Origin of the sequence: Thalassobacillus devorans MSP14 (assembly GCF_000496835.1) — a bacterium.
GTDB classification, from domain to species: Bacteria; Bacillota; Bacilli; order Bacillales; family Halobacillaceae; genus Thalassobacillus; species Thalassobacillus devorans_B.
The window spans coordinates 1-24365 of record NZ_KI543239.1; the positions used below are offsets into that span (position 1 = coordinate 1).

A 24365-nucleotide genomic window follows, 5' to 3' on the forward strand; every position below is an offset into this window, starting at 1 on the left:
TTTTTCTTTATATCCACTAATAATTAAAGCTTATTGATTTACATAATTACATTATTCCACCGTAGCGAAGCCAACCTCTTCGAATAACCATCGAAGCAAGCTTTGCGAGGAATTCAGCAATACTTATTCAGCCAGTAAGATGAATAATAGAGTTGAACGACGAGCACCATACTTAGATTGAAGCTCCATGATATACATAATTACATTATTCCACCGTAGCTCAGTGGTAGAGCAATCGGCTGTTAACCGATTGGTCGTAGGTTCGAATCCTACCGGTGGAGCCATCTGCTTCCATAGCTCAGTGGTAGAGCACTTCCATGGTAAGGAAGGGGTCGCCGGTTCAAATCCGGCTGGAAGCTCTTTATATGAAAAGCGATTTCCTAACTGGGAGATCGCTTTTTTGTGTCTATCTACCTATTTATTATATGCGTTTTTTGTTTGTACCGGTTTGTTTTTACCTGTTCTTTATGAATAAGTGAGACAAACTTATCTTATATGAAAAAAAGTTAAAAGAGAGCTGATTCTTAACTTTTGTGAGACAATATCAAAATTACGAAAGACAAATTTACAAATAAAAAGAGATGAAATCCATAGTAAGAAAGAATCCAGAATCATATAAGAGACAATGCTAAAAAAGGAGATTTGGGGGCTGGTATCAAAGTGGATGTTTGGGGTTTAAAAGGTGATTTTCCTTGCCATAGAGAGAAGTTATAAATTTATATGAAAAAAATAAAAAATTCTCTTTACAAAGTACTATCAGTCTGTATATAATAATATTTGTCAGTTTGAGAGGACAACCTTATATAAGACTGTCCATTGCTTAATTGGCCCGTTGGTCAAGTGGTTAAGACACCGCCCTTTCACGGCGGTAACACGGGTTCGAATCCCGTACGGGTCACCACTTAATTCGGAGGATTAGCTCAGCTGGGAGAGCACTTGCCTTACAAGCAAGGGGTCGCAGGTTCGAACCCTGCATCCTCCACCATTTGAAATTCGCCGGTCTAGCTCAATTGGTAGAGAAGCCGTAATCATCTTCGAAATACATCAATGTAGGCTTTGCGAGGAGCGTAAGCTTCACCGAATATGCTAGCAACGAGACGAGCACAACACGGTAAAACTTCTGTTTACATTTGAAATTCGCCGGTCTAGCTCAATTGGTAGAGCAACTGACTTGTAATCAGTAGGTTGGGGGTTCAAGTCCTCTGGCCGGCATCTTACTTTGTTTTCCTACAACGTCGAATAAGATCCCTGTTGGAAAACAATCGTGTGCTGTAAGTGCACCATGAAACATTTTGCAATTTCCAGTGATTTCTTGTAGAAAACTGTTGAAACTTTAAATGTGTTTCTGTTATAATGTCTAAGTGACTTTACTGGAGGGATAGCGAAGTTGGCCAAACGCGGCGGACTGTAAATCCGCTCCCATCGGGTTCGTAGGTTCGAGTCCTACTCCCTCCACCATTTATTTCACTTAAGTATGAATTAACTTTATAAAAAAAGCAGATAGTACTTATTAGTTGTACTATTTTTTTAATGGCCCATAGCCAAGCGGTAAGGCAGCGGATTTTGATTCCGTCATGCGCTGGTTCGAATCCAGCTGGGCCAGCCATTTCCATTAACAAATGAAAAATAATGAGCCATTAGCTCAGTTGGTAGAGAAGCCGTAAACTTCCTTGAACCACATCAATGTAGGCTTTGCGAGGAGCGTTAGCTTCACCGAGTAAACTTGCAACGAGACGAGCATATCGCTCAACTGGATTGTAATACTTATTAAATTAATGAGCCATTAGCTCAGTTGGTAGAGCATCTGACTTTTAATCAGAGGGTCGAAGGTTCGAATCCTTCATGGCTCACTTGTATCACTGTTAAGCGGGAGTAGTTCAGTGGTAGAACACCACCTTGCCAAGGTGGGGGTCGCGGGTTCGAATCCCGTCTCCCGCTCCAATTTAATCTTTTACAACGTCGAGTAAACTTCCTGGCTAAAGATTGATCGTGTACTGAAAAGTGCTCCATTATAAAGATTTTCGACAATAACTTATTTAGGGGCCTTAGCTCAGCTGGGAGAGCGCCTGCTTTGCACGCAGGAGGTCAGCGGTTCGATCCCGCTAGGCTCCACCATTTCTTGTACCATTACTAGCGACTTCATAAATTCAGACGAAATGAAAGCTGACATGCTACTACCATGTCAGCTTTTTTCGTGTATAGCGTTTTTTTCGTATATATATACAAAATCGTGTCCGGTTGAGTCATTTATCTGAAAGCGTCTACAATAATAAAGAGTAGAAAAAGGAGGATGACGTTATGAAGAAGCTCTCAATTTTAGGAGTACCAATGGATCTTGGACAGAATAGACGTGGCGTTGATATGGGACCTAGTGCAATTCGTTATGCGGGTGTCCTGGAACGTTTAGAAAAATTAGAACTTACCATAGAAGATCTCGGCAATATAGAGATTGCTCAGCAAAAGGGTGAGCAAAAAGAGCTTGTCGATAATTTACGTAATTTAAATGAAGTAATGGAAGGTAATGAAAAGCTTGCACAAAGTGTAGATGAAATTATCGAACAGGGAAGTTTTCCACTTGTGCTCGGCGGTGATCATAGTATAGCTATCGGAACTCTTGCTGGAGTATCAAAGCACTATGAAAATTTAGGAGTCATATGGTATGATGCGCACGGTGACTTGAACAATAATGAAACCTCACCTTCGGGGAATATTCATGGCATGCCTCTCGCCGTAAGTCTTGGGATCGGTCATGAAAGGCTAGTCAACATTCATGGGTATCAGCCAAAGGTCAAACCAGAAAACATTGTGATAATCGGAGCTCGTTCCTTAGATGCAGGAGAGCGAGAACTGATTAAAGAAAAAGGAATCAAAGTTTATACCATGCATGAAGTGGATCGCATGGGGATGTCAGCAGTTATGCAGGAAACTATCGACTATTTGAAGGATCGTACAGATGGGCTGCATTTGAGTCTTGATCTGGATGGTTTGGATCCGGATACTGCTCCGGGCGTCGGGACACCGGTTATGGGTGGCTTAAGCTATCGGGAAAGTCATCTGGCAATGGAAATGCTGCATGAGTCTGGTTTGATCACATCAGCAGAGTTTGTGGAAGTTAACCCGATTCTTGATGAGAAAAATCGTACCGCAAGTGTGGCGGTAGGTTTGATGGGTTCTTTATTTGGTGAAAAACTGAAATAAGACGAAAAAAATAACAGCAGCTTATCTATTGAGATAGGTTGCTGTTTTATCTTACCTGGCCTTTTCAAATTGATTAAGTAATTGATCTAATTGTCTACTGATATTAACTACCTCTTCTGACGAAAGATCCAGGTGTTTGGATAAATCGTTCATTTCTTTTCTGCACTTTTCAATCTCCAACAAAATAAGATTTTTTTGTTCCATTCTGTCCTCCATCACAAAAATATTAAGGTGTTGTTTTATTTATTTTATATTGAACCCCATACCCTCGCTGAAAAGATGTTAAACTTTAATTGGGATTTTTTTCTTGATATTTTATATATTTTTTTGAAACCTTTCGATGTATCGAATCGTAGAGGTAATACCGCAAGTATAGCGGAGGTATAAAGAATGGAAACCTTGATAAAACAGAAAATTAAAGAGATAAAAAAAGGGGATCAAGCTGCATTTGAAGATGTGGTATCTTTTTATCAGCATAAAGTATATCAAATTTGCTTCCGCATGATAGGGAACGCACATGAAGCGGAAGACCTTGCACAGGAAGCTTTTATTCGGGCTTATACGAACATTGACCGGTTTGATGAACGGAGGAAGTTTTCAACCTGGCTATACAGGATTGCTACGAATCTCACTATTGACCGCATTCGTAAGAAGAAACCGGATTATTTTCTCGATGCGGAAGTTAAGGGCACGGAAGGGTTGAATATGTATTCTCAATTAGCAGCAGATCAAGCGTTGCCCGAGGAAGAAGTGGAGAGTCTGGAATTACAGACATATATCCATAAAGAAATATTGGCCTTGCCTCCTAAATACCGCAGTGTGATTGTACTGAGGTTTTTAGATGAACTGTCCTTACAGGAAATAGCGGAGGTATTGGAGATTCCTGTTGGTACTGTGAAAACCCGGATTCACCGGGGGAGGGAAACGTTGCGAAAAAGACTTCGCCACGTGTAAAGGAGTGAAAGGGATTGAATTGTAAAGAAGAAGCTATCGCTTTGATGCATAAATATCTAGACGACGATTTGACACAACCGGAAGAAAAGAAATTACGCTTGCATTTGCAATCGTGCAGTGAATGCCAGGCTCATTTTCATGAATTGAAGCGGACCATAAGCCTCGTAAAGAGTTCGAGCGCTGTATCTGCCCCTGAAAACTTTATTGCTGATGTAATGTCTAATTTACCACAACAGAAAAAACGCAATCATTATATACGTTGGTTCAGGAATCATCCTTTCTCCACAGCAGCGGCGGTGTTTTTTCTCATGATGTTCGGTGGTGTATTCTCTGCCTGGACAGAGGACCAGCAAGTAACTGTTTCTAAGCAGGAGAACCTTGTAATTCAGAATCAAGTGGTTATCGTACCGGAGGATGTTACGGTCGATGGTGATCTTGTCGTCCGAAATGGTGATTTGCGGATAGATGGAGCCGTCAATGGAGATGTTACGATAATCAACGGTGACATCCTTGAAAAGAAGCGTGTGCAGGACTCTCCGTTAGATGGGGAAAAATATATGGCCTACGTCAGTGGCGAGGTAAATGAAGTGAATCAAGTATTCGAGTGGATGTGGTATCATGTCAAAGAAACATTAGAAGGTGTATTTGCTTTAGGAAACAGGTAAAAGGCTGTCAGGACAGACAGTCTTTTTTTATTAGGAACATGGGGAGGGCATTATCAATGTACATATTAAGTATGATATAATTATATGTACTTTGTTTTTATAAATGTAATTACTGCTAAAAGGAAGTGTAGACATGCTTGGTGGGGGACTTGATGTATTAGATTATTTACTTATAGCAATTGATATCGCCCTCGTCTGGTTTGTTGTATATAAATTGATCATGTTGATCCGGGGAACGAAAGCTGTCCAGTTGTTAAAAGGGATTTTCGTTGTCCTGGCAATATGGCTGTTTAGCAACTTATTCGGGCTTTCTACGTTAAGATGGCTGACCTCGCAAGCGATCACTTGGGGTTTTCTTGCAATTATCATCTTATTCCAGCCTGAGTTCAGACGTGCATTAGAGCAGTTAGGGCGGGGGAGCTTTTTCAGCAGATCGACTTCAGAAGAGCAGGGAGTAGAAAAATCTATTCAGGCAATTATCAAATCCTGTAATTATATGGCTAAGCGTCGGATTGGAGCTTTAATCACTATTGAAAGAGAAACGGGAATGGGAGATTATGTTGAAACCGGCATTAATATTGAGGGCCGGCTGACCAGCGAGTTGTTGACAAACATATTCATACCAAACACCCCATTACATGATGGAGCTGTCATTATCCGTGGTGATGAAATTGTTGCCGCTGCTTGTTATTTACCTTTATCAGAAAGTCCTTTTATCTCAAAGGAATTAGGAACTCGCCACCGGGCAGCAATGGGTATCAGTGAAGTTACAGATGCTTTGACGATTATCGTATCGGAAGAAACCGGCAATATTTCCTGTACCAAGAATGGCGAACTGCACCGTGAGCTGGATCAGGAAAAACTGGATGAGATACTTCATAAAGAATTGAATGCGCCTGTTAAAGCTCCTGCTGCAAAGACATGGAACTGGAGGGGGAAGAAAAATGGATAAATGGTTTAACAGCCCCTGGTTTATTCGTGTCATTTCTTTATTGCTTGCTATATTGTTATGGACTACGGTGAATTTAGATGACAATTCGCAAAGTGATGCTTTGCTGATCAACGATGGTTCCAAGGAGTTTGAAGTGCTGAGCAATATTCCATTGGACGTGAAATATGACGATGAAAAGTATACCATAAGCGGTGTGCCTCAAAGTGTAGCCGTAACCTTAGAAGGTCCAAATAGTGTGATGACCCCGGTGGTCCGTCAGAAAAACTTCGAAGTATACTTAGACCTGCGGGATTATGGGCCAGGGACCCATACGGTGGATGTCCTGCATAGTGGTATATCCAATCGCCTTAACGTCAATATTGAACCTAAAACAGTACAAGTGACTATTGAAGAAAAGGTAGAAAAGGACTTTGAGGTCGGTGTCGATCTGATTAATGATCAGGACCTGATAGAGAATTATGAAATAGGCGACGCAACCATCAAACCATCTGAAGTGACGGTTACCGGCGGGAAGGATTTGGTGAATAGCGTCGCCCTCGTCAAGGCAATTGTAGACGTCAGAGATACTAAGGAAACCATTGAAAATGTCCAGGCACCTGTCAAAGTATATGATACCCAGGGAAATGAATTGGACGTGCTGGTGGAACCTAATATAGTTGATGTTACGGTACCTATTAACCTCCCAAGTAAGCAAATTCCAATAGAGGTACAAACGAAAGGGGAAGTTCCGGAAGGCTATGCAATTCGATCGGTGACACCGGAAGTGGAAGAAGTTACAATTTATGGTCCATTGGATGCCATCAGTCAAATCGGAAGGATTGCAAATATTGAAGTGGATGTAAGTGATTTAACGGAATCGGCAACATTGGAAGCACAAGTCCCTATACCTAAAGGCATTGAGGAAGTCAAACCTGAAACGATTGATGTAGAAGTGGAAGTCGTAAAGGCAGAAGATCAGGCAGAACAGGTGATTGAAGATGTAGAAGTAGGGGTGACGAACCCACCGGAAGAAGGTACTGTTAATTTTATAAATCCTGATAATCAACAAATAGCAGTTACAGTTTACGGAAGTGAAGCGGATATCACCAATCTTGAAGCAAAAGATATTCAGGCAGTCATTGACGTCGAAGGATTAGATGCTGGTGAACATGAAGTGCCGATTGAAATCACCGGACCGGAAAATACATCATTTGAACTCGCAAATCCAAATGCAAAGATACGTATTGGTTAATAATCGAATGTTTGTAATGAACGAAGGAGAGAGAAAACATCATGGGTAAATATTTTGGTACAGATGGAGTACGAGGAGTCGCGAATAAGGATCTGACCCCGGAACTAGCTTTTAAATTAGGGCGCTTCGGTGGATATACAGTGACTAAAGGTGTACAGAAGCCTAAAGTGCTGATAGGACGTGACACAAGAATTTCCTGTCATATGCTTGAAGGTGCTTTGACTGCAGGGCTCCTATCAATTGGAGCGGAGGTAATGCGAGTCGGAGTTATTTCTACTCCAGGGGTCGCTTACCTGACTAAAGCGTTAGGGGCAGAAGCAGGAGTGATGATTTCCGCTTCCCATAACCCTGTAGAGGATAACGGAATCAAGTTCTTTGGTCCGGATGGTTTTAAACTTTCTGATGACCAGGAGAATGAAATTGAAGCTTTACTTGAAAAAGAAGCAGATGATCTTCCGCGGCCTACTGGCGGGGACCTTGGTCAAGTAAACGACTATTTTGAAGGTGCTCAGCGGTATATGCAATATTTGAAGCAGACAGTCGATCACGATTTCGATGGTCTTCATATTGCTTTGGATTGTGCTCACGGAGCCACTTCCGCACTTGCTTCTCATATGTTTGCTGATTTAGAAGCAGATATTTCTTCGATCGGTTCATCACCGGATGGTTTGAACATCAACGATGGCGTAGGTTCCACTCACCCGGAGGCAGTCAGGAAACTCGTATTGGAAAAAGGTGCCGATATTGGACTGGCGTTTGATGGCGATGGAGATCGTCTGATTGCTGTAGACGAAAAGGGTAATATTGTCGATGGGGACCATATCATGTATATCTGCGGGAAGCATATGAATCAATCAGGCAGGTTGAAAAATTCCACTATTGTATCTACGGTTATGAGTAATCTTGGCTTCTACAAAGCAGTCGAAGCCCATGGGATGAAAAGTGATAAAACCGCGGTAGGCGATAGATATGTAATGGAAGAAATGAGACAAGGCGGCTATAACCTTGGTGGTGAGCAGTCAGGTCATATCATCTTCCTGGATTACAATACAACCGGTGATGGCATGTTGAGTGCGTTGCAATTGATCAACGTCATGAAAGATACAGGCAAACCTCTATCGGAGCTTGCTGCCGAGATGGAGAAATTCCCACAAGTCCTGAAAAATGTCAAAGTAACCGATAAAGCCGCGGTTCAGACTCATCCACGTATCCAGGAAGCAATCAAAGCGGTAGAAGAAGAGATGGGAACACAGGGCCGTGTCCTTGTACGTCCTTCCGGTACAGAGCCGTTAGTGCGTATCATGGTTGAAGCACCCACCGAAGAGGAATGCGAAAAGTATGTTGATAAAGTAGTACAAGTAGTACAGGAAGAACTGGGTTTTAGTGAATAATATTTTCAAATATGCGCAGCCAGCACATAAGAGCGGGTTGCGCATATTTTGTTATAGGCCAGTTTGCGAGGAGGTTATACATGAGGGACAGGATAAAAAATAATGATTGACCTTTAAAAACATTCTCGAGTAAAATGATTAGTAGCCTTGCTTTTTGCCCGGCAGGTTTAAGTATTGCCTGTTCAGGTTAATGAAGTAAGGGTGCATTTAAGAAGGAGAAGGAGGTAAGATGACAGTTAATTGATTTAAAAGCGCCAGGGCTATTTTCAGTTCGGATTGAAAATAGTTGACGAGGAGGAGGTTCATCGAGGTCTCGGCGGATGCCTCCCGGTTGCAGCACTTCAACCGCATGTTCAGCTTTTAAAACAAAGAGGCGACTCTTTTGGACAACGAAGCTGGACGTAGTGCAAAGTATGAAAACACGAGAAAGGGGCAGAGTGCTGCCCCTCACGGGTGCCGGTCTCTGCCTCTTCCTGAGGAGACTTAAGGAGGAACTACCGACATGTGTGGAATTGTAGGATATATTGGATATGATGATTCAAAAGAGATTTTGTTAAAAGGTCTGGAAAAGCTGGAATATCGCGGTTATGACTCCGCGGGGATTGCAACGTTGAATGATGAGGATGTATACATTTCAAAAGTGAAGGGTCGTATTGCACAGCTGCGTGAATCAGTCGATAATAACGTCAAAGCAACACTTGGAATCGGTCATACACGCTGGGCAACACACGGACCGCCAAGCCAGAAAAATGCTCATCCGCATCAAAGCAGATCCGGCCGCTTCAATATCGTGCATAATGGGGTTATTGAAAACTACCTGGAAGTACGCAAGGAATACCTCCCAGGTGTTGAATTAAAGAGTCAGACCGATACAGAAATTATCGTACAGTTGATCGAAGTACTGTATAATGAAATGAAGGACGTGGCGGCTGCTTTCCGTAAAGCTGTTGAACTATTGAAAGGCTCTTATGCGATTGCATTGATTGATGCAGAAGATGAGGATACGATCTATATCGCCAAAAATAAAAGTCCTCTTTTAGTTGGATTAGGAGACGGCTTCAATGTGGTTGCCAGTGATTCCATGGCAATGCTTCAAGTGACAGATCAATTTCTGGAATTGATGGATAAAGAAACTGTCCTGCTGCGCCGTGATTCTGTAGAAATTCTGAGGCTTGACGGTTCTAAGGTCGAAGAGCGTGAACCATTCACAGCTGAACTGAATGAATCAGATATAGAGAAGGGGACATACCCTCACTTTATGCTGAAAGAAATTGATGAGCAGCCGTTAGTGCTCCGTCGCATCATCCAAGAATATCAAAACGAAAATAACGAAATCAAACTGGACCCGGACGTACGCCAGGCTATGATGGATTGTGACCGCATTTATATCATTGCAGCAGGTACCAGCTACCATGCAGGATTGATTGGTAAGCAATTCATTGAAAAGTTCGCAAAAATCCCGGTGGAAGTACACGTAGCAAGCGAATTCTCCTACAACATGCCATTGTTGTCCGAGAAGCCGCTGTTCGTCTACATTTCCCAAAGTGGGGAAACTGCGGATAGCCGGGCCGTACTGGTCCAGACGAAAGAATTGGGACACCCGGCATTGACCATTACGAATGTGCCAGGTTCCACCCTTTCTCGTGAAGCGGATTACACCTTGCATTTGCATGCAGGTCCGGAAATCGCCGTAGCTTCAACAAAAGCGTATACAGCTCAAATGGCCGTGCTGGCTATCCTTGGGGTCGATACAGCAAATGCTAAAGGAATAGAGCTTGACTTTGATCCGATGCAGGAACTTGCTATTGTAGCAAATGCAATGGAAGCAATGGCCGATCAAAAAGAGACATTTGGAGATTTAGCCCATGAATTCCTGGAAACAACACGAAACTGTTTCTTTATCGGTCGCAGCATTGATTACTACGTCGGTATTGAAGGAGCACTGAAGCTAAAAGAAATTTCCTATATTCAGGCAGAGGGTTTTGCCGGCGGGGAATTGAAGCATGGGACCATTGCCTTGATTGAAGAAGGGACCCCGGTTATCGCACTTGCTACTCAGGAAGGCGTCAATGACTCCATCCGTGGAAATGTGCAGGAAGTCATTGCTCGTGGAGCAAATGCCTGTGTAATCAGCATGAAAGGACTGGAAAAAGAAGGTGACAGCTTTGTATTGCCAAAAGTACACCAACTGCTGACACCAATCGTTTCTGTCCTGCCATTGCAGTTAATCTCTTATTATGCAGCACTCCACCGTGATTGTGATGTAGATAAGCCGCGAAACCTTGCCAAAAGTGTTACAGTAGAATAAATAACTCTCAAAAGGAGTGTACTCATGTTAAAGGAATCGGATTTTCCGACAGAAGAACTCAGGGAACAATGGATCAAGGTCCGCAATAGAAAATTGGAAGAGATGGCGCAATATATCCAGCGTTACTTCCACCTCACCAAAGTCAGAGAAAACGACAACAGCTATGAGGTTCAAGGCTATGTTTATCAGCCGGGATATGGCGAGATAAGAATGGCTTTTGAGTTCACCTATGAGAATGTCGCTAAATTGACCGATCTATTTGACGAGTCTATTGAAAGTAAATAGGTAACATATGAGCGAACCCGGTTACATCAAGTAACCGGGTTCGTTTTTGTCCTTTAACAAAGTTTAACTTTGTCAAAGGAATAAAGTATAAGAAAAACTAAGGACTTGGCGAGAAGTCAAGTTTTTCTAATGTTTATTCAAGGTTGGTAGGAACGATCAACTCTTCGATTTTACCGATATCTACGTTTCCTCCTGAAACCACGGTTATAACTTTTTTGTTTTCCAGGGGCAGCCTGCCATTGATCATCGCAGCTATGGCAACCGCGCTGGATGGTTCAATCAGCTGCTTCATACGTTCCATAACGAAGCTGAAAGCGAAACGGATTTCTTCTTCTGACACTAGCACGAGATCATCGAGATATTTTTGTAATACTGGAAATGTCAGATCACCTGGTTGTGAGGTGCGCAGACCATCCGCGATTGTTTTTGTGGCTGGAATCGCTGTCATTTTATTATTGCGTAAGGAAAGATAGGTATCATTAGCAGAATCCGGCTCTACTCCATATACTTTGACAGCCGGGTTGGTTTCCTTTATAGCCGTCAGGATTCCGGAAATGAGTCCGCCACCGCCAACTGGTACGACGACTGCGTCTATGTCTTTCACCTGATCAAGTATTTCCAGGCCCACGGTCCCCTGCCCAGCCATGATGTAAGGATCATCATAGGGGGGGATATAGATACCCGACTGCTCTTCAGCGAGTTCTTTGGCCCTTGGAATCCGTTCTGCTGAGGTTGTGCCACAATATTCTATTTTACCATGGTAAGCCTGGATTGCGTTCGTTTTACTTGGGTTGGCATCTGTAGGCACTACTATAGTAGCAGGAACTCCCAGCTTGTCAGCAATATAAGCTACAGCCTGGCCATGGTTTCCGGAAGAAGCTGCGGTAATAGATTTTGCTCCTTCTTTAAACGCTTGTTTCACTTTGTTCGTTGCACCACGGATTTTAAAGGAACCAGTTTTTTGCAGGTGTTCTGATTTCAAAAATAAATGATTATTACATAGTTTGGACAGCTGTACGGACTGCAGAATCGGTGTGTTATGAATGGTGTCAGCAATATTCTCTTGTGCTGATTTGATATTTCGTGCATTTATCATCAGGATACCCCTTTCTGTTCACACTATTATCATTCTAGCAGAAGGGGGGATTATAATTCAGACTTCAGCCCTTATGGCTGGTTAGTGACGGTCAACATGTCAATCAGGCAATCTGCCAGCCCTTGTACATCAGCTATGGTTGTTTGTTTGCCAAAAGATATCCGGACAAATGTCTTAGCTGTTTCCCCGGAAAATCCCATTGCCAGCAATGTCCTGGCTGGCTCATGCTCGTGTAATGTACAGGCACTCCCGGTTGATATGGCATACCCCTTGCGGTTAGCTTCCAGCATGGCCCATTGTCCTTCTATTCCGGAAAGGAGCAAACCAATGATGGAAGCATCCTCATGTGTATTACCGACGAACTTCAGCTTATCTTGAACGGAAAAAATAGCTTGTTTAAAAGCAGAGTTTAAGGTGATCAGATGCTTTTGGTGGTTCTCCAACTGGCTGACATTTTCCTGGGCAGCGGCAGTAAAAGCGGCTATTCCAGGCACATTCACTGTACCTGCACGAACGCCTTTTTCATGGGAGCCGGTCAATAGGTCCGGGTGAATAGAGATGGGTGGAGTAAGGTAGACTGCTCCGACTCCCTTTGGACCGTAAATTTTATGACTTGATATTGAAAAACTATCCATGTACTTTGTGTATTTGGTAAGGTCTACTTTCCCAAATGCCTGTATACAGTCGCTATGAAAAAAGATTCCCCATTTTTGGCAAATGAAATAGATGGCATTCACGGGCTGCAGGGTGCCGATTTCTCCATTCACCAATTGGATCGAAACCACTGCAGTGTCTTTTCGTATAGCTGCTTCCAAAGCTTCGAGATTAACGATGCCTTCCTCCGTAAATGGAATTTTTGTAATTGAATAACCTTCGTTTGCCAGTTTTTCTAAGGTGTAGTGCACGGAAGAATGTTCTGCCTGAGCAGTAATGATATGTTTCCCTTCCCTGGCTTTAGCTAATACAGATAAACCGATATGGTTGCTTTCTGTCCCTCCACTGGTGAAATAAATCCCTTCTTTTTTTACGCCTGCCTGATCCGCCAGCGTCCTTCGACAGTGTTCCAGAAGCGCGCTCGCTGTAGTTCCCTGATCATGCAGACTTACTGTGTTTCCGTAATAGCTTTTGGCTGCTTCATTATATACTTTCAATGCCATATCATCGATTGGACAGGTGGCGGCATAATCAAAATAAATCATCGTTTCCACTCCTTTTTGCTGTTCCAGAAAAAAGCACTTGTCATAAGTTTAATTCTATGTAAATATAAGTGTCAAGACAGATGTAAAATGAAGGTGGGTAGCGCAATGGAACAGGCAGATGTAATTATCATCGGAAGTGGTATCGCTGCTTTACAGCTGATTGGTAACTTACGCAGGGATCTTAATGTAATAGTACTCACAAAGTCACAAGTGAAAACCAGTAACTCTTTTCTTGCCCAGGGCGGGGTGGCGGCAGCGGTAGGAGCTGATGATAACCCATATGATCATTATAAGGACACAATGGAAGCGGGTAGAGGGATCAACGACCATGAAGCTGTGATTCAATTGACGAAACAGGCTCCCTCTGTCATCCATGCTCTGATTGAAGGTGGATGTGACCTTGACCGTCATCCACAGGGAGAGCTGAAATTGGGCCGGGAAGGTGCTCATTCCAGCAATCGCATTGTTCATGGAGGCGGGGATCAAACAGGAAGGCGGATTGTCGATTGTCTTTTAAAAAAGGTTGGACCTAATGTAAGGGTCAAGGAGCATGAATTTGTCTACCAATTGCTCACTGATGAGCAAGGTTGTTGTTATGGAGTAAGAAGCAAGCACCCTGGAGGTACGGTGAAATCATATCTGGCACCCCGTGTGGTGCTTGCTAACGGAGGATGCGGGCAGGTTTATGCTGCTACTTCCAACGCCGAAACCGTGACAGGTGATGGTCTTGTCCTTGGATATCTAGCTGGGGCCGAACTTATAGACATGGAATTTGTACAATTCCATCCTACCTTATTATCCGTAGCGGGAAATATAAAAGGTCTGATTTCTGAAGCGGTACGTGGAGAAGGCGCTTGCCTGACAGATGAAGAAGGCACGCCAATAATGAAAGGTGTACATCCTCTTGGAGATTTAGCTCCTCGTCATATAGTGGCACAGACTATTTACGACCACCTTCGGCAAGGGGGAGAGGTATTATTGGATATATCTTCTATCGCCAATTTTGCCAGGAAGTTTCCTGCCGTGACTCGCTTATGTGAAAGTAACGGAATTGCTATGGAAAAAGGAAAAATTCCAGTTGCTCCAGGCTGTCATTTTCTGATGGGAGGTATTCGGACAGACGCAGCAGGGCGCACTACAGTGAAGGGACTTTATGCCATCGGAGAGATGGCTTGTACTGGGGTCCATGGTGCAAACCGACTGGCCAGCAATTCATTATTAGAGGGGCTGGTATATGGGAAAAGATTGGCTGACCATATCAACCATCAGTCGAAAAAGATAATCTGCTCCAAGGCACCTCGTGTTATGGAGGAAAATCGGGAGCTCAGCCTTCCTTCTATAAAAGAAATACAACATTCGATGATGGAGCGAGTTGGTATCATGCGGACGAAAAACGGGCTTAAGCTTCAAAAAGAATGGCTGGAGTCGTATCCTGTTCCGGAAAACCTGGATGCCCTATCAATCACCCAGTTAAGCCAGTTATTCATGCTTATCACTGCTAATCTGATTACCACGTCTGCCTTAGCGAGGAAAGAGAGCAGAGGCGGTCATTTTAGAACAGATTACCCATTTGAAAGGCCTGAATGGCAACATAAACATATACAGTTACATAAAAACAGAAAGCAGGGTGAGATTTATGAATCTATTAATGCTCCGGCGTTCACTTGAAATGTTTTTAATTGAGGATATCGGAGAGCAGGATATTACAAGTGACGTGCTGTTCGATAAAAATATGGAGGGGGAGATCCGCTTCCTTGCCAAACAAACAGGGATATTGTGCGGAATCGATATCATCCGTACCGGTTTCGAAATGCTCGACCCCAGAGTGGAAGTAGAGCTATATAAGCAGGATGGCAACGAGCTTCATGCAGGTGATGAAATTGCCAGAGCTTATGGGAACATGGCCAGTCTCCTTAAAGGGGAACGTGTCATTTTAAACCTTCTGCAGCGGATGAGCGGTATGGCTACGTTAACCAGGAGAGCGGTAAAGAATCTGAATAGTAATCATACAAGAATATGCGATACGAGAAAGACGACTCCGGGTCTTAGGATGCTGGAAAAGTACGCAGTCCGTACTGGAGGAGGATATAATCACCGCAACGGCCTTTATGATGCTGTTATGCTGAAGGACAATCATATCGCATTTGCAGGCTCGATTACCAGTGCTGTAGCCAGGCTTAGAGAGAAACTGGGTCACATGGTCAAAATTGAAGTGGAAACGGAAACAAGAGAACAAGTGATAGAAGCAGTGAAAGCAAAAGTCGACTGTATTATGTTTGACAACCGTACCCCGGATGAAATCAAAGAGCTGGTCAAACTTGTACCCCCTTTCATAAAAACAGAGGCCTCCGGAGGCATAGCAGTTGAGCAATTACCAACATTCCGTAATTGTGGTGTGGATTATATCTCCCTGGGGTGTCTGACACACTCGGCACCTGCGCTTGATATCAGTGTAAAAGTTCCAGCCTTGGAAAGGAGTTCTGTAAAATGAATCTGTTAGAAACCTTAAAGGGCAAAAGTCCAATAATGCCTGAGCGCTATAAATCCATGCCTGTGGAAGAACTCGAGGCACGAGTCCATGCAGTGAAGGAGCGTATGGGAAAGCGGCTGTTTCTACCCGGACACCATTATCAGAAAGATGAAGTCATTCAATTCGCCGATGCTCGTGGTGATTCGTTGAAGCTGGCACAACTATCTGCGGAAAATCAGGATGCGGAGGCGATCGTTTTTTGTGGTGTTCATTTTATGGCAGAGACGGCAGATATTTTAACGAAACAGGACCAAATGGTATACCTTCCTGATATGCGGGCAGGCTGTTCAATGGCAGACATGGCTGATTTGAACCAGACGGAAAAAGCCTGGATGTCGCTGATGGACTTATTTGGGGATACGATTCTTCCACTCACTTATGTCAATTCGACTGCAGCCATCAAAGCTTTTGTCGGTAAACATGACGGGGCTACCGTCACCTCTTCCAATGCGGAAAAAATGGTAAGCTGGGCATTTGAACAAAAAGAACGGATCCTATTTTTACCTGATCAGCATTTAGGGCGTAATACAGCCTTTAATTTAGGAATCCCACTTGACCAAATGGCTGTTTGGGATCCAATTCTGGAACGATTGTTTCACGATTGTCCACTGGAAGAAGTTAAAGTGATTTTATGGAAAGGGCATTGTTCTGTGCACGAAAACTTTACAGTCACAAATGTAGAGCAGGTCCGGGAAAGATTTCCTGACATGAAAGTCATCGTTCACCCGGAGTGCAGGAGGGAAGTGGTAGACCTTTCTGACGAATCCGGCTCGACTAATTACATCATTCAAACAATTAAGAATGCTCCATCAGGAAGTGCCTGGGCGATAGGTACAGAAATGAACCTCGTCAATCGGATCATTAACGAGCACCCGGATAAACAGATTATCTCATTGAATCCGAATATGTGTCCTTGCCTTACGATGAACCGTATTGATCTCCCGCATTTGGCATGGTGCCTGGAAGCCATTGAACAAGGAGAGCACCTTAATGTCATTAAAGTGAATAAGGATATAGCAGATGATGCTAAAAAAGCGTTAGACCGGATGCTGGAACGAGTATAAGCCTCCTTCATTAAAGTCCAAAAAAATAGCCGATCAGTACCAAGCTGATCGGCTGTTTTCTTGTATTAATGTCGCTTATTCAACCATAGCACACCTGATTTTGCCAGGCGTGGCAGCAGCCCGGTTACAGGTTTTTGGAGCATATTTCCGAATCCATCAGATTTACCAAGTGAACCAAGTGCGCCTTTCAATTTGATTTCACCTGGTTTTTCCGGTTCCTTGCCTTTCAAGATCGCTGATAATACTTCAGCGATTTGTTCACCCTGCTGTCCAGCCAGTTGAGCACTTGGTGAATGCTCAGATGCTGCACAGTCACCAACCACATACACGTTAGGTTGAGAAGGGACCTGATAATAATCATTAAGAATAACTTTTTCCTGGGAATCCTTTTCAAACGGCAGCTCCCGTACTAAGAAGTTCGGCCGCACACCGGCAGTCCAAATCGTCACATCATTTACATAACAGATTCCATTATTGCAGACGCCGTCCTTTTCCACATATTCGACGTTGGCGTTATGAATGACTTCTACGTCATTTTTCTCGAACCATTCTTCTACATAATCCTGAATCTTTTTATCAAAAGCTCTTAACACGGTTTCTCCGCGATCCAACAGACGAATGTTCAAATCCGGCCTGCTTTCCCTGATTTCAGAGGCGACTTCAATCCCACTTAAGCCGGCACCGACTACTGAAACCATTCCGTAGGCTTTCAAGTTTCCTATGGCAATTCCGGTATGTCGCGCTTTGGAAAATGTCTGAACACTTTCTGTGAATTCCCTGGCACCTTCAATACCATGGTAATTATCTTCACAGCCGAGACCTATGACTAAATAATCGTACTCTAATGGTTCTCTATTGTCACGGACGAGGATCTGTTCCTGTTCCGTATCAATTTTTTCTATTTCTCCATATACGTAGTCGACTTGATCATGCTCCGGAAAGTCGATACGAACATTTTTATCTGATTCCGTGCCAGCTGCAATCGCATAAAATTCTGTTTTTAAGGAGTGGTACGGGTTCCTATCAACCATGGTAATATGGATATCTTTTGGCAGACCATTATCTATCAGGTTGAGCAAAATTTTAACCCCGCCGTATCCACCGCCTAAAATCACTAATCTTTTCATATTTATACCCCTTTAATATTGTACTGTCTATCCGATGAAATGTCTGGACCTACATGTAAAAACGCTTACTTTCTCTCCATCCTAAAGAGTATCAAAAAATATGTCGAAAGACTAGAAAAATCCTATAGAAACCACTTAAATAGTATTAATTAATTTTTACCCGGATGGTAAATTCTGAAACTTGAGTGAGGTATCAGTAGTTTACTTAGAAGTTGCCTTGCAGTGGGGGAGGGGGAACGTAGTTCCTCAACTTTTCGACAAAAGTTTTCAATGTGCTTAGTGACCATCGACAAAAAGCCTCGTTTGTTCAAACGTTTGATTGATAAATAGTTACTCCCTTACAATCAGTTTTACCTTTTAGAACAAATTGATGCTCGATATCTATAATTAAATGGCCGACTCCTGGGGAGTCAGCCAATAAAGGAATGGTCCATTAATTTTGCGGGTGGGAGTACACGTAGTCCGGATAGTCTGTAATGATACCGTCAGCTCCCACTTCTAATAAGAAATTGGCAGACTCACGGTCACGCACTGTCCAAGGGTGCGTTTTCATGTCGAAGTCGTGGATTCTTTCTACAAGAGAGGCATCGATCATACTTTTGCTTGGGTTGACGTAGTCTGCATATTTTTGGAACCTCTCCAATTGCTCATCTGAAATTCCATCCGGGTTGTAACCAAGCAGGACACCGGCTGGCACTTCTGGAAGAATATCATGGAACTTCCGGACTGATTCATGGTCGAAAGATTGGACGATGATTTTTTCGTTTTCAGGTTTATCTAACTTACGGGCTTTCAGTTCATCGGCAACTTTTTGTTCGATTCCCGGGTAGAGGGAAGGTGATTTCAGTTCAATCAAAATTCCTGTCTTTCCTCTGTATTCATCGAGGACTTCGCCAAGAGTAGGGATGGTTTCACCGGCAAAGGTTTCACCAAACCAGCTTCCAGCATCAAGGCTTTTCAGTTCCTCCAGGGTTAAATTTTTGACGCTTCCTGTTCCGTCTGTAGTGCGGTCGACCGTCGTGTCATGGATAACCACTAATTCCCCGTCCTTACTCATTTGTACATCCAGCTCGAACATGTCCGCTTTCATGTCTACTGCTTTTTCAAAAGCAGCCATCGTGTTTTCTGGAGCATAGCCGGATGCTCCACGGTGAGCGATGTTAAGTACTTGTTTCTGTTCTTTTGTAGCTATGTCCTCACTTGCAAAAACGCTTTCGCCAGGAGCAACAAACAGTAATAGAGCTAATGCCCCCGCTGATAATGCAGATACAAATTGTTTCATTTTCCTCTCTCCCTTCACTATGTTCAACTATAAGTCTAGGGAAGAAATATTGAGGATGGATGAAACTGGTGTTTGAGTTTTGTTTAGTCATTATTACAAAATTAAGGTCTAATATCCTTAAAATGTTAATCCGGGTAGGTCGAAAGGGCTGTAGCGGGGAACTCTTTCATATAAAATACAGCCAGGGAAGACTTGTCCCTGGCTGTATCGCTATTCTGTAATTTCTTTGTTCAATTCGTTATCTTTGATGTGTGCGTGTGGAAGCAGGGTATTCTCAAAATCGAAGTCGCTTAATTCTTTACCGCTGTGGACTCGATTAGGAAAGTCAGGATTTGCCAGAGCACTGGTACCAAGGGAAATGATGTCCGCTTCTTCATTTTCAATCATATTAACTGCTGTTCCTGGATCCCCGAGTTTCCCATTTGCTATTACCGGGAGGCTGCTGAAGTCTTTAGCTGCTTTTGCTAATGTTCTCGTCCCTTTGCCAAAGGCCGGTGTGGTTGCATCGGCATCAGTTACATGAATATAATCAAGAGAAGTTTTACTCAACTCCGAGAAAATGAACGACGCATCTTCTTCACCACCAGGCCACTTATGATCAGGGTCTGCTACTTTGATTTGGGAAATCCGGATACCGACAATAAATTCTTCCCTTACAGCATCGCGAATTTCTTCAATAACCTCAAGCATCAGGCGCATCCGTTTTTCGAGGGAACCACCGTATTCATCTTCCCGCTTATTCAAATAATCGGTTAAAAACTGATCTAACAGATAGCCATTAGCTCCGTGGATTTCGACCCCATCAAAACCAGCCTGCTTAGCATTACGCGCACCATCTACGAATGCCCGTTTTGCAGATTCGATGTCCTGTTCTGTCATTTGTTTCGGTTTTGGAAAAGGACCAGAACCACCATAAAACTCTAATTGCTCGCCTTTTGGTGGTACATCAGATGGAGCGATCGTTCCGTTGACATAGGCATTTCCCTGCCCCTGGCCCCCGGCATGCATCAATTGTGCAATGAACACAGTATCATAATCATGGACTGCATCTACGACAGGCTTCCATGCTTGCACATGTTTTTCGTTAGCGATCCCTGGCTGATTTTCATATCCCTGACTATAGCTTTCATCCAAATAGATGCCTTCAGAAATGATGGCTCCAAATCCGCCTTTCGCAAAACGTTCATAGTACTGTTTCATACGCTCATTAGCACTGCCATTATCATTAGCACTGACACGAGTCATTGGTGCTACAACTAAGCGGTTATTAAAAGTGCGGTTGTTTACTTTTATATTAGAAAAGAGTGGTTTTACCATATCTGACTTCCTTTCTTTTAAAGGTTGAAACTCATACTAAATTCTGCACACTCAAATAGCAAACATCGTGCTTATAATTGAATGGATGTAAAAAAAAGGGTTAAGTGAAATTATGGAAGGGTAAAAATAAACCATTAAGGAGGGAGCATAGAACATTTATGTAATCGTTTCATTTATATTTTCTTTTTTGTTATTATGAATATTGCGTGAAATTTTTCAAAAATCTTAAAAGGAGCGATTTGATGGAAAAATGGCTGACCATGGATACATGGCTCGGTGATCTTGTCAATGCAGGTAATACACTTTTGTGGACTTATATATTGATAGGTTTACTACTTGCATTAGGCGTCTGGTTCACCGTTAAAACCAAGTTTGTCCAGTTCCGTTTGATAAAAGAAATGGTATTGCTTTTAATCAAGGGGACAGACCATACTGGTTTCAAAGAAAAAAAGGGTACGACCCCTTTCCAGGCATTTGCAATCAGCACAGCCGCCCGTGTTGGTACAGGAAACCTGGCGGGTGTGGCGATCGCCATTTCCGTAGGTGGCCCTGGAGCTGTCTTCTGGATGTGGATGATTGCATTGGTTGGAGCAGCGACAGGGTTTGTGGAAAGTACGCTTGCCCAGATGTACAAAGTGAAAGATAAAGATGGGTTCCGCGGTGGTCCCGCGTATTATATGGAAAGAGCATTAGGTAAACGCTGGATGGGAGTCTTGTTTGCTATCCTGATCACGCTTTGTTTCGGTCTTATATTTAACGCCGTGCAAGCCAATACGATTGCAATGGCATTTACAGGAGCTTATGAAATCCATCCATTGATTATCGGGGCAATCATAGCAGCAATGATCGGTGTCGTTATTTATGGAGGTGTACGGCGTATCGCGGTGGTAGCGGAAGTGATTGTGCCTATTTTCGCCGTTGCCTATATCATCATCGCATTTATAATTATGGTAATCAATATCGATCAATTGCCGGGAATTATTTCTCTAATTGTAAGCAACGCTTTGGGCATTAAGGAAATTGCAGGAGGCGGAATCGGTGCAGCACTGATGAATGGGATTCAGCGCGGTCTGTTCTCGAATGAAGCCGGTATGGGTAGTGCGCCTAACGCGGCTGCTACCTCCTATGTCAAGCACCCAGTTGAACAAGGACTTGTTCAGACGCTTGGTGTGTTTACGGATACATTGATCATTTGCAGTTCTACAGCATTTATCATCCTGTTAGCAGACGTTCATACAGTTGGGGAAATGGACGGTATTCAATTGACACAGCTTGCCTTGAGCACCCACCTTGGGCCCTGGGCTGATGCTTTAGTAGCCCTTACTATTTTCTTTTTCGCATTCAGTTCTCTGCTTGGAAACTACTATTATGGGGAAACGAACTTGCAATTCATTTCTGAAAATAAAATGTATGTACAGGTTTTCCGAATTGCATTTCTAATCATGGTAATGGTTGGCTCCATGAGTGAGATCGAGATTATTTGGGGGTTAGCTGATCTGTTCATGGGCTCCATGGCGTTAGTCAACTTGATCGCTATTGCCTTATTGACAAAAATAGCAGTTGCTGCGCTTGATGATTATCAGAGGCAGCGTAAATTAGGACGCGTTCCCGTTTTTTATAAAAACAGCATTCCTGGAGTGAAAAACCTGGAAGCCTGGGAACGTAAAGAGAATACCTATAAAGAAAAATAAGTGGATAAATGAGAAGTCCTGGCACAGGACTTCTCATTTTTTGTGGAAATTATAGCTATTTTGCAGGTTTTTGGGACGCAAGCACTACCTAAATAGGTCTTAACGTGGTTGTTTTAAGTTCAGAATTTTCAGTAAAATAAAAGATAGTCTAGAAAGGAGGAAACTGAATGAATAAGAAAATGGCACGTTTTTTGTCTGTGTTTGTCATGCTGGCCCTGGTGTTATCGATGGCCTTTCCTTCCAGTTTGCTTGCCAAAGCGCCGGATCTAAGCGGTGGTAAGGTAGCTTACGGGGAAGAAGGAATGGTGGCAACAGCTCATCCTGCTGCTTCTAAGATTGGTGCAGATGTCCTGAAAAAAGGTGGAACAGCTATGGATGCTGCTATTGCCATCCAATTTGCCCTTAACGTAGCTGAACCGATGATGTCTGGTATTGGCGGCGGTGGTTTCATGATGGTATATGATGCAAAAGCCGATGATGTATCCATTATTGACAGCCGTGAACGTGCCCCAGCGGGTGCAACTCCTGATATGTTTCTGGATGAAGATGGCAACGTTATTCCTTTTTCCAAACGACATATCAGCGGTGATGCTGTTGGAGTCCCTGGAACACTGAAAGGACTGATGACCGCCCATGATAAATGGGGTACAAAACCATTCAACCAATTGATTAATCCTGCGATCAAGCTGGCTCATAGCGGGGTAGAAGTGAATAGTGTGCTTGCCGATGCTATCGCTGATAATCAGGATAAATTGGCGAGAAGTGCAGCTGCAGATGTATTCATGCCTGGAGGGGAACCGCTTCAGGAAGGCGATCTTTTAGTCCAAAGAGATCTGGCACATACTTTCAAGCAAATTCGTAAAGATGGTCTGGATGCTTTTTATGGAGGAGAAATTGGACAGGCCCTGGCTGACACCGTCCAGGATTTTGGCGGCAGTATGACGAGCGGGGACCTGGAGAATTATGAAATATCTATAGATGAACCAGTAACAGGCACATACAGAGGTTATGAAATAGCTTCCATGTCACCGCCAAGTTCAGGCGGATTGACAATATTACAGATGTTAAAAATGCTTGAAGGATTCGACCTTTCCAGTTACGATGTAAAATCACCGGAAAAATACCACCTGCTCGCGGAAGCTATGCACCTGGCGTATGCAGATCGGAACACCTATATCGGAGATACCCAGTTTGTCGATGTACCGATGGAAGGAATGCTCAATGAGGAATATCTCGTTGAAAGAAGATCGTTGATTGAACGTTGGGAAGCGAATGAAGACGTAGAACCAGGCAACCCTTGGGCCTATCAGGAAGGAAGCCCCCAAGGAGCAGCTGAGCAGCCGGACGACCGTGAAATTGGAGAAACCACTCATTTCACAGTAGCAGATAAGTGGGGTAACCTTGTATCCTACACAACTACGATTGAACAGGTATTCGGCACAGGTATTATGGTGCCGGAATATGGATTTATGTTGAACAATGAATTGACTGACTTTGATGCTGTACCAGGTGGTCCTAATCAGGTACAGCCAAATAAACGGCCAATGAGCAGTATGAGTCCGACAATCGTATTTAAAGATGGCGAACCATTCATGACGGTAGGTTCACCAGGCGGACCAACGATTATTACTTCGGTAATGCAAACAATCATCAATGTCATTGATTATGATATGGGTCTGAAAGATGCAATTGAAGAACCAAGGATTTACAGCTCCTCTTATCGAGATATTCTTTGGGAGGAAGGAATACCTGCAAGAACAAGAGAAGCTATGGAAGAGTGGGGCCATGAATGGCGGGGCACCTCACGAGACCTTGGTAATGTCCAGGCGATAAGAATTCTGGAGGACGGCAGCTTCATTGGAGCGGCTGACTCTACAAGGGAAGGGACAGCTATCGGTCTCGATCGAACTGCTGGAAAATAGGAGTGCAAAGAGGACAGCCAAATGGTTGTCCTCGTCTTTATGGGAGGAAGCGGGCACAGTTGCTTGCGAGTTACTAGAAAAAGTACGTGAATACTCCACAACTGTCATCCCTTACTGGACAAACCAGGGCATTAACTAGACAATTCCGAGAAT

19 protein-coding genes and 10 tRNA genes are annotated in these 24365 nt (G+C 43.4%); 23 read left to right on the forward strand and 6 right to left on the reverse strand.

From position 1 onward, the window contains the following. The first annotated feature begins 209 nt into the window (after nucleotides 1-209). The 11 genes from P855_RS0118940 to rocF all read left to right on the forward strand — a co-directional run bounded on the left by P855_RS0118940 (nucleotide 210) and on the right by rocF (nucleotide 3198). Nucleotides 210-284 (forward strand) — tRNA-Asn (locus tag P855_RS0118940). A gap of 3 nt (nucleotides 285-287) precedes the next feature. Beyond that, a tRNA-Thr gene (locus P855_RS0118945) sits at nucleotides 288-359 on the forward strand. A gap of 467 nt (nucleotides 360-826) precedes the next feature. Further along, nucleotides 827-901, forward strand: a tRNA-Glu gene (locus P855_RS0118950). Between the two features lie 8 nt (nucleotides 902-909). Then, nucleotides 910-985: transfer RNA gene (locus P855_RS0118955), tRNA-Val, on the forward strand. A 154-nt stretch (nucleotides 986-1139) separates the two neighbouring features. Next, nucleotides 1140-1212: transfer RNA gene (locus tag P855_RS0118960), tRNA-Thr, on the forward strand. 160 nt (nucleotides 1213-1372) lie between these two features. Next, nucleotides 1373-1458: transfer RNA gene (locus tag P855_RS0118965), tRNA-Tyr, on the forward strand. A gap of 73 nt (nucleotides 1459-1531) precedes the next feature. Continuing rightward, a tRNA-Gln gene (locus P855_RS0118970) sits at nucleotides 1532-1606 on the forward strand. A gap of 171 nt (nucleotides 1607-1777) precedes the next feature. Beyond that, a tRNA-Lys gene (locus tag P855_RS0118975) sits at nucleotides 1778-1850 on the forward strand. Nucleotides 1851-1866: 16 nt separating this feature from the next. Further along, a tRNA-Gly gene (locus tag P855_RS0118980) sits at nucleotides 1867-1941 on the forward strand. Between the two features lie 98 nt (nucleotides 1942-2039). After that, nucleotides 2040-2115, forward strand: a tRNA-Ala gene (locus P855_RS0118985). A 183-nt stretch (nucleotides 2116-2298) separates the two neighbouring features. Next, a complete protein-coding gene (rocF, locus tag P855_RS0118990) occupies nucleotides 2299-3198 on the forward strand; it encodes an arginase (RefSeq protein ID WP_028785027.1) in 900 nt (299 codons plus the stop codon). A 51-nt stretch (nucleotides 3199-3249) separates the two neighbouring features. Here rocF and P855_RS21940 read toward each other — a convergent pair whose 3' ends face one another. After that, nucleotides 3250-3402: an aspartyl-phosphate phosphatase Spo0E family protein gene (locus P855_RS21940; protein WP_152526280.1), complete on the reverse strand. Its 153-nt coding sequence runs from the start codon at nucleotides 3400-3402 to the stop codon at nucleotides 3250-3252. A gap of 186 nt (nucleotides 3403-3588) precedes the next feature. Between P855_RS21940 and sigW the strand changes: the two genes are divergently transcribed. The 7 genes from sigW (at nucleotide 3589) to P855_RS0119030 (ending at nucleotide 10984) form a co-directional block, all read left to right on the forward strand. Then, a complete protein-coding gene (gene sigW, locus P855_RS0119000; RefSeq protein WP_028785028.1) occupies nucleotides 3589-4152 on the forward strand; it encodes an RNA polymerase sigma factor SigW in 564 nt (187 codons plus the stop codon). Between the two features lie 14 nt (nucleotides 4153-4166). Next, nucleotides 4167-4817: an anti-sigma factor family protein gene (locus tag P855_RS0119005; protein WP_028785029.1), complete on the forward strand. Its 651-nt coding sequence runs from the start codon at nucleotides 4167-4169 to the stop codon at nucleotides 4815-4817. Nucleotides 4818-4950: 133 nt separating this feature from the next. Continuing rightward, nucleotides 4951-5769 carry a diadenylate cyclase CdaA gene (cdaA, locus tag P855_RS0119010; RefSeq protein WP_028785030.1) on the forward strand — a complete coding sequence of 273 codons (819 nt, stop codon included), beginning with the start codon at nucleotides 4951-4953 and terminating at the stop codon, nucleotides 5767-5769. Beyond that, nucleotides 5762-7000 carry a YbbR-like domain-containing protein gene (locus tag P855_RS0119015; protein ID WP_028785031.1) on the forward strand — a complete coding sequence of 413 codons (1239 nt, stop codon included), beginning with the start codon at nucleotides 5762-5764 and terminating at the stop codon, nucleotides 6998-7000. The genes cdaA and P855_RS0119015 overlap by 8 nt, the downstream gene beginning before the upstream one ends. A gap of 41 nt (nucleotides 7001-7041) precedes the next feature. Beyond that, on the forward strand, nucleotides 7042-8391 hold the full coding sequence (gene glmM, locus P855_RS0119020; RefSeq protein ID WP_028785032.1) for a phosphoglucosamine mutase: 1350 nt from the start codon (nucleotides 7042-7044) through the stop codon (nucleotides 8389-8391). A gap of 502 nt (nucleotides 8392-8893) precedes the next feature. Further along, nucleotides 8894-10699: a glutamine--fructose-6-phosphate transaminase (isomerizing) gene (gene glmS / locus P855_RS0119025; RefSeq protein WP_028785033.1), complete on the forward strand. Its 1806-nt coding sequence runs from the start codon at nucleotides 8894-8896 to the stop codon at nucleotides 10697-10699. Nucleotides 10700-10723: 24 nt separating this feature from the next. Beyond that, on the forward strand, nucleotides 10724-10984 hold the full coding sequence (locus P855_RS0119030) for a hypothetical protein (protein WP_028785034.1): 261 nt from the start codon (nucleotides 10724-10726) through the stop codon (nucleotides 10982-10984). A 133-nt stretch (nucleotides 10985-11117) separates the two neighbouring features. On the opposite strand, the gene P855_RS0119035 is transcribed toward P855_RS0119030, so the two are convergent. Together P855_RS0119035 and P855_RS0119040 are read right to left on the reverse strand one after the other, a co-directional pair. Next, nucleotides 11118-12080, reverse strand: a complete 963-nt coding sequence (locus P855_RS0119035) for a threonine ammonia-lyase (protein ID WP_028785035.1) — start codon at nucleotides 12078-12080, stop codon at nucleotides 11118-11120. Between the two features lie 71 nt (nucleotides 12081-12151). Beyond that, complete coding sequence (locus P855_RS0119040; RefSeq protein ID WP_028785036.1) at nucleotides 12152-13279, reverse strand: IscS subfamily cysteine desulfurase; 1128 nt, start codon at nucleotides 13277-13279, stop codon at nucleotides 12152-12154. 105 nt (nucleotides 13280-13384) lie between these two features. Here P855_RS0119040 and nadB point away from each other — a divergent pair, with 105 nt between their 5' ends. Genes nadB through nadA form a run of 3 tightly spaced genes read left to right on the forward strand, consistent with a single transcriptional unit; the run spans nucleotide 13385 to nucleotide 16873 of the window. Then, a complete protein-coding gene (gene nadB / locus P855_RS0119045; protein ID WP_028785037.1) occupies nucleotides 13385-14947 on the forward strand; it encodes an L-aspartate oxidase in 1563 nt (520 codons plus the stop codon). Further along, entirely contained in the window at nucleotides 14916-15770 is an 855-nt protein-coding gene (gene nadC, locus P855_RS0119050) for a carboxylating nicotinate-nucleotide diphosphorylase (RefSeq protein WP_028785038.1), read from the forward strand. The genes nadB and nadC overlap by 32 nt, the downstream gene beginning before the upstream one ends. After that, the gene (gene nadA / locus P855_RS0119055; RefSeq protein ID WP_028785039.1) at nucleotides 15767-16873 is read left to right on the forward strand and encodes a quinolinate synthase NadA; all 1107 of its coding nucleotides are present in this window, start codon (nucleotides 15767-15769) and stop codon (nucleotides 16871-16873) included. Before nadC ends, nadA begins: the two co-directional genes overlap by 4 nt. Before the next feature lie 65 nt (nucleotides 16874-16938). On the opposite strand, the gene P855_RS0119060 is transcribed toward nadA, so the two are convergent. The 3 genes from P855_RS0119060 to P855_RS0119070 form a co-directional block, all read right to left on the reverse strand. Beyond that, nucleotides 16939-18000, reverse strand: a complete 1062-nt coding sequence (locus P855_RS0119060) for an NAD(P)/FAD-dependent oxidoreductase (protein WP_028785040.1) — start codon at nucleotides 17998-18000, stop codon at nucleotides 16939-16941. 433 nt (nucleotides 18001-18433) lie between these two features. After that, entirely contained in the window at nucleotides 18434-19282 is an 849-nt protein-coding gene (locus tag P855_RS0119065) for a glycerophosphodiester phosphodiesterase (RefSeq protein WP_028785041.1), read from the reverse strand. A 210-nt stretch (nucleotides 19283-19492) separates the two neighbouring features. Continuing rightward, complete coding sequence (locus tag P855_RS0119070; protein WP_028785042.1) at nucleotides 19493-20599, reverse strand: NADH:flavin oxidoreductase; 1107 nt, start codon at nucleotides 20597-20599, stop codon at nucleotides 19493-19495. Between the two features lie 242 nt (nucleotides 20600-20841). On the opposite strand from P855_RS0119070, the gene P855_RS0119075 reads away from it, so the two are divergent. Next, complete coding sequence (locus P855_RS0119075) at nucleotides 20842-22290, forward strand: alanine/glycine:cation symporter family protein (protein ID WP_028785043.1); 1449 nt, start codon at nucleotides 20842-20844, stop codon at nucleotides 22288-22290. Nucleotides 22291-22457: 167 nt separating this feature from the next. Next, nucleotides 22458-24212 (forward strand): gamma-glutamyltransferase, encoded by a 1755-nt coding sequence (ggt, locus tag P855_RS0119080; protein ID WP_152526281.1) that lies wholly within the window; start codon nucleotides 22458-22460, stop codon nucleotides 24210-24212. Nucleotides 24213-24365 lie beyond the last annotated feature (153 nt).

Bases quoted from the DNA above. Each gene is read 5' to 3' on its own strand.
- rocF (WP_028785027.1), top strand. From the start codon at position 2,299: ATGAAGAAGCTCTCAATTTTAGGAGTACCAATGGATCTTGGACAGAAT.
- P855_RS21940 (WP_152526280.1), bottom strand. From the start codon at position 3,402: ATGGAACAAAAAAATCTTATTTTGTTGGAGATTGAAAAGTGCAGAAAA.
- sigW (WP_028785028.1), top strand. From the start codon at position 3,589: ATGGAAACCTTGATAAAACAGAAAATTAAAGAGATAAAAAAAGGGGAT.
- cdaA (WP_028785030.1), top strand. From the start codon at position 4,951: ATGCTTGGTGGGGGACTTGATGTATTAGATTATTTACTTATAGCAATT.
- P855_RS0119015 (WP_028785031.1), top strand. From the start codon at position 5,762: ATGGATAAATGGTTTAACAGCCCCTGGTTTATTCGTGTCATTTCTTTA.
- glmM (WP_028785032.1), top strand. From the start codon at position 7,042: ATGGGTAAATATTTTGGTACAGATGGAGTACGAGGAGTCGCGAATAAG.
- glmS (WP_028785033.1), top strand. From the start codon at position 8,894: ATGTGTGGAATTGTAGGATATATTGGATATGATGATTCAAAAGAGATT.
- P855_RS0119030 (WP_028785034.1), top strand. From the start codon at position 10,724: ATGTTAAAGGAATCGGATTTTCCGACAGAAGAACTCAGGGAACAATGG.
- P855_RS0119035 (WP_028785035.1), bottom strand. From the start codon at position 12,080: ATGATAAATGCACGAAATATCAAATCAGCACAAGAGAATATTGCTGAC.
- P855_RS0119040 (WP_028785036.1), bottom strand. From the start codon at position 13,279: ATGATTTATTTTGATTATGCCGCCACCTGTCCAATCGATGATATGGCA.
- nadB (WP_028785037.1), top strand. From the start codon at position 13,385: ATGGAACAGGCAGATGTAATTATCATCGGAAGTGGTATCGCTGCTTTA.
- nadC (WP_028785038.1), top strand. From the start codon at position 14,916: ATGAATCTATTAATGCTCCGGCGTTCACTTGAAATGTTTTTAATTGAG.
- nadA (WP_028785039.1), top strand. From the start codon at position 15,767: ATGAATCTGTTAGAAACCTTAAAGGGCAAAAGTCCAATAATGCCTGAG.
- P855_RS0119060 (WP_028785040.1), bottom strand. From the start codon at position 18,000: ATGAAAAGATTAGTGATTTTAGGCGGTGGATACGGCGGGGTTAAAATT.
- P855_RS0119065 (WP_028785041.1), bottom strand. From the start codon at position 19,282: ATGAAACAATTTGTATCTGCATTATCAGCGGGGGCATTAGCTCTATTA.
- P855_RS0119070 (WP_028785042.1), bottom strand. From the start codon at position 20,599: ATGGTAAAACCACTCTTTTCTAATATAAAAGTAAACAACCGCACTTTT.
- P855_RS0119075 (WP_028785043.1), top strand. From the start codon at position 20,842: ATGGAAAAATGGCTGACCATGGATACATGGCTCGGTGATCTTGTCAAT.
- ggt (WP_152526281.1), top strand. From the start codon at position 22,458: ATGAATAAGAAAATGGCACGTTTTTTGTCTGTGTTTGTCATGCTGGCC.